The 12517-nt window shown below is 71.1% G+C and carries 11 protein-coding genes and 1 pseudogene; 8 read left to right on the forward strand and 4 right to left on the reverse strand.

Going from position 1 to position 12517, the window contains the following annotated elements:
• Positions 1–8 precede the first annotated feature (8 nt).
• Positions 9–710 carry an RICIN domain-containing protein gene (locus O7616_RS10225; protein WP_282306567.1) on the reverse strand — a complete coding sequence of 234 codons (702 nt, stop codon included), beginning with the start codon at positions 708–710 and terminating at the stop codon, positions 9–11.
• Between the two features lie 58 nt (positions 711–768).
• Positions 769–1239, reverse strand: coding sequence for a YbaK/EbsC family protein (locus tag O7616_RS10230; protein ID WP_282306568.1), 471 nt, complete (start codon positions 1237–1239; stop codon positions 769–771).
• Positions 1240–1332: 93 nt separating this feature from the next.
• Between O7616_RS10230 and O7616_RS10235 the strand changes: the two genes are divergently transcribed.
• The 4 genes from O7616_RS10235 to O7616_RS10250 all read left to right on the forward strand — a co-directional run bounded on the left by O7616_RS10235 (position 1333) and on the right by O7616_RS10250 (position 5590).
• Positions 1333–2730, forward strand: a complete 1398-nt coding sequence (locus O7616_RS10235; protein WP_282306569.1) for an FAD-binding oxidoreductase — start codon at positions 1333–1335, stop codon at positions 2728–2730.
• On the forward strand, positions 2727–4070 hold the full coding sequence (locus O7616_RS10240) for a class I SAM-dependent methyltransferase (protein ID WP_282306570.1): 1344 nt from the start codon (positions 2727–2729) through the stop codon (positions 4068–4070). Before O7616_RS10235 ends, O7616_RS10240 begins: the two co-directional genes overlap by 4 nt.
• A gap of 100 nt (positions 4071–4170) precedes the next feature.
• On the forward strand, positions 4171–4728 hold the full coding sequence (locus O7616_RS10245) for a helix-turn-helix domain-containing protein (protein ID WP_030490876.1): 558 nt from the start codon (positions 4171–4173) through the stop codon (positions 4726–4728).
• The gene (locus tag O7616_RS10250) at positions 4721–5590 is read left to right on the forward strand and encodes an SRPBCC family protein (RefSeq protein WP_282306571.1); all 870 of its coding nucleotides are present in this window, start codon (positions 4721–4723) and stop codon (positions 5588–5590) included. The genes O7616_RS10245 and O7616_RS10250 overlap by 8 nt, the downstream gene beginning before the upstream one ends.
• Positions 5591–5692: 102 nt before the next feature.
• Here the strand turns inward: O7616_RS10250 and O7616_RS10255 are convergent, their stop codons facing one another.
• Positions 5693–6010 (reverse strand): helix-turn-helix transcriptional regulator, encoded by a 318-nt coding sequence (locus O7616_RS10255; RefSeq protein ID WP_282262348.1) that lies wholly within the window; start codon positions 6008–6010, stop codon positions 5693–5695.
• Between the two features lie 10 nt (positions 6011–6020).
• Positions 6021–6368: pseudogene (locus O7616_RS10260) on the reverse strand (type II toxin-antitoxin system RelE/ParE family toxin); the annotation flags it as partial.
• Between the two features lie 98 nt (positions 6369–6466).
• Between O7616_RS10260 and O7616_RS10265 the strand changes: the two are divergent.
• The 4 genes from O7616_RS10265 (at position 6467) to O7616_RS10280 (ending at position 12502) form a co-directional block, all read left to right on the forward strand.
• Positions 6467–6700 carry a zinc-ribbon domain-containing protein gene (locus O7616_RS10265; RefSeq protein ID WP_282306572.1) on the forward strand — a complete coding sequence of 78 codons (234 nt, stop codon included), beginning with the start codon at positions 6467–6469 and terminating at the stop codon, positions 6698–6700.
• Between the two features lie 260 nt (positions 6701–6960).
• Complete coding sequence (locus tag O7616_RS10270; RefSeq protein ID WP_282306573.1) at positions 6961–9183, forward strand: tachylectin-related carbohydrate-binding protein; 2223 nt, start codon at positions 6961–6963, stop codon at positions 9181–9183.
• A gap of 189 nt (positions 9184–9372) precedes the next feature.
• Positions 9373–11694 (forward strand): EAL domain-containing protein, encoded by a 2322-nt coding sequence (locus tag O7616_RS10275; RefSeq protein ID WP_282306574.1) that lies wholly within the window; start codon positions 9373–9375, stop codon positions 11692–11694.
• A gap of 49 nt (positions 11695–11743) precedes the next feature.
• Positions 11744–12502 (forward strand): MerR family transcriptional regulator, encoded by a 759-nt coding sequence (locus tag O7616_RS10280; protein WP_282306575.1) that lies wholly within the window; start codon positions 11744–11746, stop codon positions 12500–12502.
• The last annotated feature ends 15 nt before the right edge of the window (positions 12503–12517 follow it).

Below are 12517 nucleotides of genomic sequence, written 5' to 3' on the forward strand. Positions count from 1 at the left end.
CCGGGCCGTCAGCCCAGGGTCCACTGCTGGGCCGGTCGGCCGTCGCAGGACCGCTGCCGCACCTCGTCGCCCGCCTCGACGCCGTCGTCGTCGGCCTGCGCGCACCGGCCGCTGTGCACCGCGACCAGCAGCACCGGGCCGGTGCCGGTCGCGGCGAGCCGCCACTGCTGGTTGGCCTCGCCGTGGCAGGGGTACTGCAGGATCTTCGCGCCGTCGTCCCGGCTGCCGCCCTCGACGTCGAGACACTGCCCGTGGGCGGCGTTGGTGAGCGTCACCACGTCCGCGCCGATCGGGTTGACCACCCACTGCTGTTCCGGGCCGCCACTGCACCCCGCCACCTGGGCCTCGGCCTCCTTGCCGTCGCCGTCGAGCCCGAGGCAGAGTCCGGAGGCGACCCGGAGCACCCTCGGCCCGGTGGGCGGCCCGGCCGGGGTGGTCGGTGACGGCTCGGTCGGCTCGGTCGGGCTCGGCTCGGCTGCCGGTTCGGTCGGCTCCGCCGGGATGGACGGCGTGCCGACCGTCGCCGGAACCTGCTGCTCGTCGTCCCCGTCGAACAGCCCGGTCGCGAAGAGCACCCCCAGGAGCGCGCCGACGACCCCGACCGCCACCGCGACCCGCAGCAGCGGATCGGACAGCGGCCCGGGGCGGGGTGCCGGTCGCCCGCCGTAGACGGTGCCGGCGGCTTCGGGGCGTTCCTGGGGCGCGGACATAGGCGCCATCCTCGCCCACGGCGGCGCGCCGGAGCCAGTCCGGCGGCGACGGCAGCGCTCAGCGGGCGGGCTGCGGGTCGGTCACGTCGGCCACGGTGGCGTCGAGCGCGGCGATGGCGGCGTCGGCGTCGACCGCGACGGCGAGACCACGAACGCCGGCCCCCAGACTGATCTCCCGGCCGCGCAGCCGCTCGTCGGCGATCACCGGCCAGGCCGTGCTCGCGCCGAACGGGGTGATGGTGCCGCGTTCGTAACCGGTGGCGGCCCGTGCCCCCGCCGCGTCGGGCATGGAGAGTCGCTGCACGCCCAGCAGCGCGCGCAGCTTGGGCCAGGAGATGACCCGGTCGCCGGGGGTGAGCACGAACAGGTGATCATCCGCACCCCGACGGACCACGATGGTCTTGACCACGTCGGAGACGGCCACGCCCTGAGCGGCGGCGGCTTCCGCGAGGCTGCCGACCTCACCGTGGCTGACCAGCCGATATGGCAGTCGGGCGGTGTCCAGGGCGGTGATAGCGGGCGATGGCATGCCCGCCACGGTAACCGCCTCACCCGGGGCCGGACGGGAAACTGCCCTCGTCGACATCCCACGGTTTCCGAAACGCGAGCGTAAGGTGATCACATGCGCGCTGAGCGTGTGGATCACCCCATTGACCATGATCAAGCGGTGGACACGCTGCGACGGTCGTACGCCGCGGTGCCCACGGGCGAGCCTGTCCGGCTGGCCAAACGCACCTCCAACCTGTTCCGCCCCCGGTCCGCTCCCCGGACCCCGGGCCTCGACGTGAGTGCCCTGAACGGGGTGCTGTCGGTCGACCCGACCGGCCGTACCGCCGACGTGCAGGGCATGTGCACGTACGAGGACCTGGTCGACGCGACGCTGCCGCACGGGCTGATGCCGCTGGTGGTGCCGCAGCTGCGCACCATCACGCTGGGCGGCGCGGTGACCGGCCTCGGGATCGAGTCGACCTCGTTCCGCAACGGCCTGCCGCACGAGTCGGTCCGGGAGTTGGACATCCTCACCGGCTCCGGCGAGATCGTCACCGCCCGACCCGACGGGGAGCACGCCGACCTGTTCACCGCGTTCCCCAACTCGCTGGGCAGCCTCGGTTACGCCACCCGGCTGCGCATCGAGCTGCAACCGGTCGGGCGGTACGTGGCGTTGCGCAACGTCCGGTTCACCCGACTGGAGGCGCTCACCGACGCGATCGCGGAGGTGACCGCGACCCGTTCCTGGGCCGGGGAGCCGGTCGACGCGATGGACGGGGTGATGTTCAGCCCCGGCGAGGCGTACCTGGTGTTCGCCACGTTCACCGACGCCGCCGGTCCGCCCAGCGACTACACCGGTCAGGAGATCTACTACCGGTCGCTGCGCCGGCGCACCCGCGACGTGCTCACCGCGTACGACTATCTGTGGCGCTGGGACACCGACTGGTTCTGGTGCTCGGCGGCGTTCGGTGCGCAGCACCCGGTCGTACGTCGGCTCTGGCCGGCCCGTTACCGGCGCAGCGACTTCTACCACCGGCTCGTCCGACTCGAACACCGACACCAGGTGGCGGCCCGGATCGACCGGCTGCGCGGCCAGCCGGCCCGGGAGCGGGTCGTGCAGGACGTGGAGATCCCGCTGGACGAGACGGCTGACTTCCTGCGCTGGTTCGCCAGCACAGTGGGGATGAACCCGGTGTGGCTGTGTCCGTTGCGCCTGCGTGAGCCGGCGGGGCCCGGTTCGGCGCGGTCCTGGCCGCTGTATCCGCTCCGGCCGGGGCAGGACTACGTCAACATCGGGTTCTGGGGGAGCGTGCCGATCGCGCCGGGCGCCGCCGACGGCGACGTCAATCGCACGATCGAACGCAGGGTGTCGGAGGCGGGCGGGCACAAGTCGCTCTACTCCGACGCGTACTACGACCGGGACGCCTTCGACCGCCTGTACGGCGGCGACACGTGGCGGGCGGTGAAAGACCGCTACGACCCGGACCACCGGCTGACGGGACTGTACGAAAAGGCGGTAGCACGAGCATGAGCCTGACCGACAGAGATCAAGGGGCGGCGAGCGTTCCCGCCACCCCGCCGGCGGGGGGCCGGCGCACGGGTCCGACCGTCGCGGACATCGTCCGCGCGGTCACCACGGGACCACTGCCGATTCGGATCACCGGGTACGACGGCAGTGCCGTCGGCCCGTCCGACGCCGGCATCACCCTGGCGATCCGTTCCGAGCGTGGCCTGTCGTACCTGCTCACCGCCCCTGGCGACCTGGGCATGGCCCGGGCCTACGTCAGTGGCGACCTGGCGTTGCAGGGGGTGCACCCGGGTGACCCGTACGAGGCGTTGCGGGTGCTCAAGGACGAGCTGCGGTTGCGCCCACCGTCGCTGGCCGAGGGGCTGACGCTGGTCCGTGGGCTGGGCTGGGAGCGGCTGATGCCGCCACCGGCACCTCCGCAGGAGGCGCAGCCTCGGTGGAAGCGGGTGATGAACGGGCTGCGGCACTCCCGGGTTCGGGACAGCACGGCGATCTCGCACCACTACGACGTCTCCAACGCCTTCTACGAGAAGGTGCTCGGCCCGTCGATGACGTACACCTGCGCGGTTTTCCGGTCTCCCGACGACACGCTGGAGCAGGCTCAGGCGGCGAAGTACGACCTGGTCGCCGGCAAGCTGGCGCTGAAGAAGGGGATGCGGCTGCTGGACGTGGGGTGCGGCTGGGGTGGCATGGTGCGGCACGCCGCCCGGGAGTACGGCGTCAAGGCGCTCGGGGTGACCCTGTCGAAGGCGCAGGCGCAGTGGGCGCAGGCGGCGATCGAGCGGGAGGGGTTGACCGGGCTGGCCGAGGTGCGGCACCTGGACTACCGGGACGCGCCGCCGGAGCAGTTCGACGCCATCTCGTCGATCGGGTTGACCGAGCACATCGGGGTGCGCAACTACCCGAGCTACTTCGGGGCGTTGCGCGGTCGGCTGCGCCAGGGTGGGCGGCTGCTGAACCACTGCATCACCCGGGCGGACAATCGGGCGCCGCACCGCTCCGGCGCGTTCATCGACAGGTACGTCTTCCCGGACGGTGAGTTGGCCGGTCCGGGCCGGCTGGTCAGCGAGATCCACGACGCCGGGTTCGAGGTGCACCACGAGGAGAACCTGCGCCAGCACTACGCGCTGACGTTGGCCGCGTGGTGCCGCAACCTGGTCGAGCACTGGGACTTCTGCGTGTCCGAGGTGGGTGCGGGCACCGCTCGGGTGTGGGGGTTGTACATGGCCGGGTCGCGGATGGCGTTCGAGCGCAACGGCATCCAGCTGCACCAGGTGTTGGCCACGCACAACGGCCCGGACGGGGTGAGCGGCTACCCGCTGCGTCCCGACTGGTTGCCCTGACCATCCGCTGAGCGTCGCCGGAGGCCGCGTCGAGAAAGTCGGCGCGGCTTCTCGCGAACCGATTGACAAACAAGTTTTGTACGTACAAACTGATTTTGCCATGAGGGACGTCCTGTACCTGGAGCAGATCGAGCAGGCCGAGGTCCTGCTCAAGCCGCAACGCGTCGAGGTGTTGCGGCAACTGGCCGAACCGCGCACCTGCACCGAGGTCGCGGCCCGACTCGACCAGACGCCGCAGCGCGTCTACTACCACGTCAAGCAGCTCGTCGCGGCCGGCCTGGTCGAGCTGGTCAACGAGCGCAAGGTCCGCGGGATCACCGAGGGCATCTACCAGGCCGCCGCCCGTTCCTACTGGCTGTCCCCCCGGCTGGTCGGCCGGATCGGGCTACGCCGGGCCCGCGACGAGCTCAGCCTGGGCTACCTGCTCGACCTGATGGAGGAGGTCCAGGCCGACATCGCCGGCCTGGACCGGGCCGCACCCGAGCTGCCCTCGATCGGGGTCTCCGGCGAGATCCGGGTGCCGGCCGAGCAGCGCCAACAGTTCCTGCACGACCTGCAAACCGCACTTCAGGACCTGTTCACCCGCTACGGCGGCAGCGAAGGAGATGCCTTCAAGCTGGCCGTCGCCTGCTATCCGAAAGGGAACGACAATGAGTGAGCCGATGAAGGTTCAGGCCCGTCTCTCCGCGCCGGTCGGGCGCGTCCGCCAAGCCCTCACCGACCCGGCCGAGCTGCGTCTCTGGCTGGCCGAGCACGCCGAGGTCGAGCTGCCCCAGCGGTACGAGTTCTGGGGCCGCTACACGCCCGAGGGCGACGCCCCGCACCAGCGGCTGCTGCACGCCGACGACGACACGCTGCGCTTCGGCTGGCTGCTCGACGGGGTGGAGACCACCACCGAGTTCCAGTTGACCGCCGAGGGCGCCGACAGCACCGTGCTGACGCTGACCCAGAGCCACTTCGACTTCGCCGAGGCGATGAGCGGCTCCACCATCCGGGGCGTGCTCCAGACGTACTGGGCGCTGTCCATCGCCAACCTGGCCGCCCACCTGGAGGGCAAGCCACTGCTGCCCCGCACCGACTTCACCTCCGCCGACCTGCGCGGTGAGCTGGTCATCGCCGCCCCCGCCGACAAGGTGTGGGAGTCGCTGACCGACTCGGAGCAGGCCAGCGCCTGGTTCGGCTACCCGATCGGCATCGAGCCCTGGGTCGGCGGCCGGTACGCCATGGGCGGCTTCGAGACCGGTTACGCGGCCAAGGTCGTCGACCTGGAGCCCGGTCGCCGGATGTCCGTCGACTGGGGGCCGACCGGCGTGACGAGCTGGGAGCTGGCCGAGTCCGGTGGCCGGACCACGCTGACCTTCGTGCAGAGCGGCTTCGACGAGGCCAACCCCCCGTACGGGGCGTGGAGCGGGTCGGTTGCCGGGCTGTACGAGCTGCGCCGCTTCCACGAGATGCCGGACTGGCAGCCGATCTGGATCTCCGAGGAGATCCCCGGCCTGGAGCCTCAGCCGACCCTCTGAGCCACCACCCGCGGACCCGAGATCCGAGCACCATCAGGGGAGCTGCTGCCTCAAGCCGGCCGGAGGCAGCAGTTCCCCTGTTCCTGGGCGGATCTTGTGATCTCAGGCGATGGCTGCGATGTCGCCGTCATCGAAGTAGATGGCCTGGTGTAGCCGACCTCCGAGGGCGGCGGCGTAGCGGGCTACAACGTCTTGACCCGAAATCCGGCCCTGCTCGATCTGGGAGACCCGACCCTTGGTCACGCCCATTCGCTCAGCGATTTGTTGCTGAGTGAAACCGCGAGCGCGTCGCACCTCGGCGAGGCGGTGACCGACGATCTGCGCGAGCAACTCCTGCTTGCCCTCTTCGACAGCCGCCTCGCCGCCGGCGCGCTGCACGTACTCCGCCCGGATGTCGGTCCACCGCACGTGACCACTCACCGCTGTCCCCCTCCTGCTGTGCGCGTTCCTTCAAGTAAATCTCGTAACGTTGCTCCGCGAGCGGGATGGCCTGCCGGTACCAGCTCGTCCACTGGCCCGCCTTATCACCGGCGACGAGCAGAATGCTCGCCCGCCAGGGGTCGAAGACGAAGAGGATGCGAACCGTGCCGGGGCGTAGCTCCTTGAGATTCGCTATGGACGACCCGCTGATCGTGTCTACCAGGGGGCGTCCCAGGCCCGGCCCGGCTTCGGCGAGCGCGTCGATCGCCTGGACGACCCGGGCGAGCGTCGCCTTGTCCAGGCTGTCGATCCAGGCTCGCACCTCGTCGACGACGAAGACGTCCCACTCCTCATGCACGCTCGTAGTATATCAATTGCTATACCTCCGTCGCGGTCCCACTGAAGGGAGGGTCTGGATTCGGTGACTTCTCGGGTTCGAGTGGGTACTGCCGGGCGATGTTCTTCATCTTCGGTCTGCGTACCAAGGTCGACCGGTCCGGTGTCGTGCAGCAGGTGTGCCGATACTGCGGCAACCACGCCGCGCAGGTGATCACCCGGCGGGTGACCAAGTTCACCCTCTTCTTCATCCCGCTCATCCCGGTCCGCACCCGGTACGCGCAGCAGTGCACGTTCTGCGGGGCGGAGTACGGGATCGCCAAGGCCGACGCCCAGCGCCTCCCGGTCGCCTGATCCGTCGATGGAACGCTTCCTCTGCTGGCTGATCGGTCGACCGACGCCCCCGGTCGACGTGGCACCGCACTCCGTGGCCAATCCGCCCTGCACCCCGGGTCGGCGCAGACGCCGCCGCGTACGCCGCCCGCTGGCCGGCACCACTTTGCCCCGATCGCCCTGGAACCGTTCCGCCGGCCGCTGAACGAGGGACAACGCGTCGTCCGACGATCGATTACCGTCGTTGCGGTCAGCCTGCTGACCGCCCAACCGAGGCGGTCATGTCGCGACACGGGGGGTCCACTTTGTCAGCACACCGTGGGCGTCGGTGGGGCGCAGCCCTGCTCGGTGCCACCGTCCTCGCCGGCCTGTTGGGCGGCGGCTCAGCGCACGCCGTCGCCGGCGCCCAGCCGGTCCCGGAGGGCAGCTACCGCTTCAACGTCAAAATCAGCTTCGGTGCCGAGCTGGCCTGCTCCGGCGCGCTCGTCCACCAGGACTGGGTGGTGACGGCGAAGAGCTGCTTCGCCACCGCGACGACGCCGGTCGTCGCGGGTCCGCCGAGTCGGCCGAGCACCGTCCTGGTCGGCCGCACCGATCTCACCGGCACGGCCGGTCAGCAGCGTTCCGTGGCGTCGCTCAAGCCGCACCCGGATCGCGACCTCGTGCTGGCCCGCCTGTCGGCGCCGGTCACCGACGTCGCCCCGGTCACGCTGGCCGGCACCGCCCCGGCCACCGCCGACACGCTCACGGCGACCGGTTACGGCCGGACGGCGACCGAGTGGGTTCCCGACCGGCTGCACCAGGCAACCTTCACCGTCGACGCCGTCGCCGCGACCACCGTCGGGCTGAGCGGCGCGTCCAGCGGCGCGACACTGTGCCGGGGCGACGCCGGTGCGCCGGTGTTCCGCGAGACCGCCGACGTCACCACGCTGGTGGCCGTGGTCTCGTCCTCCTGGCAGAAGGGCTGCCTCGGCGAGGTCGAGACGCGCGACGGAGCGACCGCCACCCGGGTCGACGACCTCGCCGCCTGGGTCGCCGAGCAGACCGCGGACGTCCAGATCTTCGGTGTGCAGGCCGACGGGCGGCTGACCTACAGCGTCATCGACTCGGCGACCGGTGACCTGCGCGCCAACCGGATCTCCACCGCCGCCCTCGGCTTCGCGCCGAAGGCGATGGCCACGTTGAACGAGAACACCATCCTGATCACGGACACCGGCGGCACGATGTACCGGGTGGACGTCACCGGCTACGACCCGCTGACCTACACCACCACGAACATCGCCACCGGCTACTCGCCGTACGACCGGTTGACCTACGACGGGTACGGCTCGCTCTACTACATCCACGGCACCACGAACGAGCTGTACCGCCGGACGGTGACCAAGACCAAGCCGGTCGGCGCGGACATCAACCGGTCCACCCTCATCTCCTCCGGCTTCGGGCAGAAGACCATCACCTCGCCGGGGGCCGGCCGCATCATGGGTACGGTCGCGGACGGCCGGCTGCTGTCGTACCGCATCTACGGCAACGGACCCAGCGCGTGGACGGTCGGCGAGCTGGCCAAGACCGGTTGGGCCGCGCCGACGCACCTGCTCTCGCCCGGTGGCGGTGTCTACTACGCCCGCACCTCGGCCGGTCGGCTGGACCGCTACCGCGACGCCAACCCGTTCGACGGCAGCGGCACCGACATCGCGTCCTTCCCCACCGACCCGGTCAGCACCAGCGGGTGGAACCAGGTCCTGCTCTCCGCCCGTCCCTGGACCGGCCTGGTGTCGGTCTTCGGCGCGAAGCCGGACGGACGGCTGTCGTACACGGCCTTCGACCCGGTGACCGGTGAGAAGCGGATCACCACGGTGTCCACGCAGACCCTCGGGTTCGCCCCGAAGGCGATGGCGACGCTGAACTCGGACACGCTGCTGGTGACCAACAACAGCAGTCTGTACCGGGTGGACATCACCGGCACCGACCCGCTGACCTTCACCCGTACGGCCGACCCCATCGGCGGCGGGTGGAGCCACGACCGGCTGGTCTTCGACGGCTTCGGCTCGCTGTTCGGCCAGGCCAACAGTGTTCTGCGGCGATACACGGTGACGAAGGCCAAGCCGGCCAACACGACCACCGACATCACCGCCAACACGGTGGTCATCGAGAGCGGGTTCGGCGTGCCCTCGCTGGCCGCCACCGGCAAGGGTCGGCTGCTCGCCACGACGAACGCGGGCGTCCTCGCCGCGTACACGATCCCGGCGGCGGGCGGTTGGAGCCGCGAGGATCCGGCCGGCAGCGGCTGGGGCGGCGTCACCTCGCTCTTCTCGCCGGGTGGCGGGCACTACTACCGTCGCGACGCCAACGGCGTGGTGACCGGCTGGTTGGACAACAGCCCCTTCAACGGCAGCGGCACCGACCTCACGGCCTACGTTCCCGCCGGCAGTACGAGCACCGGTTGGGATGCGCTGCTCTCCGCGCAGCCGTACGACTCGTGGCCGGACAGCACCCGCCGATGGTGAGGCGCTGACAGTCGAAGCGCGGTGACGGTGCGGGCCACCCGGTGACGGGTGGCCCGCACCGTTCGTCATCGACGGGCCTGCCGTTCGGCTCTGGCGGGTCATCCGGGCGCTGGCTAGGCTTTGCCAGGTTTGCCGGGACCGGTCCTCACCGTCGAGGGTGCACCACGAGAGAGAGCCGAAGCGTTCGCCGTGTCACCGCAGGACGTGAGCCAGGCCGTCGTGGTGTCGACCCCGTCGGCACCGCCCACGCGTCCCGACCCCGCCGACCGGCGGGTGCCGGCGACGTCCCGGGCGGGCCGTCTCGGCCTGCTCGTCGCCGGCGCGGTTCTGGTCGTGGAGGCGGTCTGGCTGGTCGCCGCCCTGCCGGGTGCCGCGCTCGTCAGTGACCTGGGCGCGATGCTGGTGGCCGGTTGGGCGACGCTCGCCTGCGTCGGGGTGGCCCGTCGCCATCCGGCGCCGCTGCGGCGTTTCTGGACCCTGCTCGCCGTCACGATGGCGCTGGCCGCGCTGGGCCGGGCGATCTGGACGGCGCAGCGCCTCGTCGGGGGCGACCTGCCGCACACGCCGGTGGTCGGGGTGGTCTTCGGCGCCGGCATCCTCACCGGTACGGCCGCGCTGCTCAGCTCGCCGTCGGCGCCCCGCTCGGCGGTCGGCCGGGCCCGGACCCTGCTGGACGGGATCATCGTCGCCCTGGCCCTGGTGCCGATCGCCTGGGTGCTCGTCTACCGCGGGGTCGCCGCCGCCGAGTTGGCCGACACGGCGCGGACGCTGGGGCTGCTCTACCCGATGTTCGACCTGATGCAGCTCACCATCCTGGTCGCGGTGTCCGGCCCGGTCCGACCGATGTGGCGGCCGATGAGCCTGCTCGCGGCGAGCCTCACCATGCGGGTCGTCGCCGACGTCGTCTACGTGTCGCTGGTCGCCCGCGCCGACTACGCCGCCGGTCATCCGATCGACCTGTGCTGGCCGTTGAGTTACCTGCTGATCGGCCTGGCCACCCGCAAGCCGCCGCCGCCGGACTGCGACGGCACCGACGACACCGCCGAGTCTCCGTTACCGCCCTGGTGGCGGGGTGCGTTGCCGTACCTGCCGGTGGGCGGGGCGATCATCGCGGTGGTGCTGGCCCGTCGACCAACCGGGCAGACCCCGCAGCTGGTCTTCGTGACCATGATGGTGTTGCTGGCCGCCCTCGCCGTCCGGCAGGGCCTGGCGGCCAACGAGAACCTGCGGCTGGTGGCCCGGCTGCGCCGACTCGCGTACGACGACCAGCTGACCGGGCTGCCCAACCGCCTGCTGTTCAACCGGCGGCTGCGCCTGGCCCTGCGTGACGGCCGACCGGTGGCCGTGCTGCTGCTCGACCTGGACGGGTTCAAACAGGTCAACGACCGGTTCGGGCACGCCACCGGTGACACCCTGCTGACCGGGCTGGCGGCCCGGATGCGGGCCGCCGTGGACGGCGACGGGACGATCGCCCGCCTCGGCGGTGACGAGTTCGCCGTACTCGTCGACGGCGACGGTCCGGTCGCACCGGAGCGGCTCGCCGAACGGCTGCTGGACGCGCTGCGACCCTCCGACGACGAAGAGGACGTGGGGGTGCACCCGTCGGCGAGCATCGGTATCGCCGAGTTCGGCCCGCAGCACGCCTCCCACACCGACCTGCTGCGCGACGCCGACATCGCCATGTACGCGGCGAAGGCGGCCGGGAAGTCCGCGTACCGGACGTGCACCCCGGCACTGCGTGAGTCGGCGGTGTCCCGCGCCGAGCTGATCGCCGACCTGCGCCGCGCGGTGGACGAGGACCAACTGCACCTGGAGTTCCAACCGATCGTGGACCTGTGCACGGGTGCGGTCCGCAGCGCCGAGGCGCTGGTGCGGTGGCGGCACCCCCGGCTGGGGACGTTGCCACCGGCGAAGTTCCTGCCGTTGGCCGAGGAGACCGGGCTGATCCTGCCGATCGACAGGTGGGTGATCCACGAGGCGTGCCGGGCCGCCGCGACCTGGCGGGGCCGTGCGCCGGAGGCGACCGTCGCGGTGAACATCGCCGCGGCGCACCTGCGTCGCCCGGATCTGATCGCCACTGTCACCTCGGCCGTCAGCGCCGCCGGGTTGGCGCCCCGGGCGTTGACGTTGGAGCTGACCGAGTCGGCGTTGATCGAGGGCACCGAGACGGTGTTGGAGCGGCTGCACCAGCTCCGCGAGCTGGGCATCAGGATCGCCATCGACGACTTCGGCACCGGCTACTCGTCGCTGAGCTACCTGCACCGCATCCCGGCCACCGAGCTGAAGATCGACCGGTCGTTCGTGGCCCGCCTGGGTTCGGACGACCGGGCGTACGCCACGGTGGAGATGGTCACCCGACTGGCCGGCGCGTTCGACCTGGCGGTGGTCGCCGAGGGGGTGGAGACCGAACGCCAGCACGAGGCGGTCACCGCGATCGGCTGCCCGCGTGGTCAGGGCTATCTGTACGGGCGACCGGACGGCGCCGCCATGGTGGGCCAGAATCGGGCTTGACCCTCACGTAGCGGCAGGCGGGAGCCTGGTTCCCGGAAGGGAGGGAACCATGGCGTACACGGTGGGTCAGGTGGCGAAGCTGGCCGGCGTGACGGTGCGGACGTTGCACCACTACGACGAGGTCGGGCTGCTCTCGCCGAGCGGGCGGACCCCGGCCGGTTACCGCCGCTACGACGACGCGGACCTGCAACGGCTGCAACTCGTCCGGTACTACCGGGAGCTTGGTTTCCCGCTTGAGGAGATCGCCGCGATCATCGACGACCCGGCGGCCGACCCGGCCGCGCACCTGCGCCGGCAGCACGAGCTGCTGACGGTACGGATCAAGCGGTTGCAGGAGATGGTCACGGCGATCGAGTTCGCGATGGAGGCGAGCAAGTTGAACATCCGACTCACCCCACAGGAGCGGTTCGAGGTCTTCGGTGACTTCGACCCGGAGGCGCACGAGGCCGAGGCGGAGCAGCGGTGGGGGAACACCGACGCGTACCGGGAGTCGAACCGGCGGGCCTCGCGCTACGGCAAGGAGGACTGGCTGCGGATCAAGGCGGAGAACGAGGACTGGGGCCGACGGATCGTCGCGGTGCTGGCCTCGGGCGCTCCGGCGGACAGCCCGGAGGCGATGGACCTGGCCGAGGAGCACCGGCAGATCATCAGCCGCTGGTTCTACGAGTGCTCGTACGAGATCCACACCGGCCTGGCCGACATGTACCTGGCCGACGAGCGGTTCACCGCGCACTACGAGAACATCGCCCCCGGGCTGGCCGCGTACCTGAACGAGGCGATCCACGCCAACGCGATCAGCCGCGCCTGATCGGCCGGGAGGCCG

Origin of the sequence: Micromonospora sp. WMMD964 (assembly GCF_029581455.1) — a bacterium.
Taxonomy (GTDB): Bacteria; Actinomycetota; Actinomycetes; order Mycobacteriales; family Micromonosporaceae; genus Micromonospora.

What these genes read in the sequence shown, in the direction of transcription:
- O7616_RS10225 (WP_282306567.1), bottom strand. Translation starts at nt 710, where the DNA reads ATGTCCGCGCCCCAGGAACGCCCCGAAGCCGCCGGCACCGTCTACGGC.
- O7616_RS10230 (WP_282306568.1), bottom strand. Translation starts at nt 1,239, where the DNA reads ATGCCATCGCCCGCTATCACCGCCCTGGACACCGCCCGACTGCCATAT.
- O7616_RS10235 (WP_282306569.1), top strand. Translation starts at nt 1,333, where the DNA reads ATGCGCGCTGAGCGTGTGGATCACCCCATTGACCATGATCAAGCGGTG.
- O7616_RS10240 (WP_282306570.1), top strand. Translation starts at nt 2,727, where the DNA reads ATGAGCCTGACCGACAGAGATCAAGGGGCGGCGAGCGTTCCCGCCACC.
- O7616_RS10245 (WP_030490876.1), top strand. Translation starts at nt 4,171, where the DNA reads ATGAGGGACGTCCTGTACCTGGAGCAGATCGAGCAGGCCGAGGTCCTG.
- O7616_RS10250 (WP_282306571.1), top strand. Translation starts at nt 4,721, where the DNA reads ATGAGTGAGCCGATGAAGGTTCAGGCCCGTCTCTCCGCGCCGGTCGGG.
- O7616_RS10265 (WP_282306572.1), top strand. Translation starts at nt 6,467, where the DNA reads ATGTTCTTCATCTTCGGTCTGCGTACCAAGGTCGACCGGTCCGGTGTC.
- O7616_RS10270 (WP_282306573.1), top strand. Translation starts at nt 6,961, where the DNA reads ATGTCGCGACACGGGGGGTCCACTTTGTCAGCACACCGTGGGCGTCGG.
- O7616_RS10280 (WP_282306575.1), top strand. Translation starts at nt 11,744, where the DNA reads ATGGCGTACACGGTGGGTCAGGTGGCGAAGCTGGCCGGCGTGACGGTG.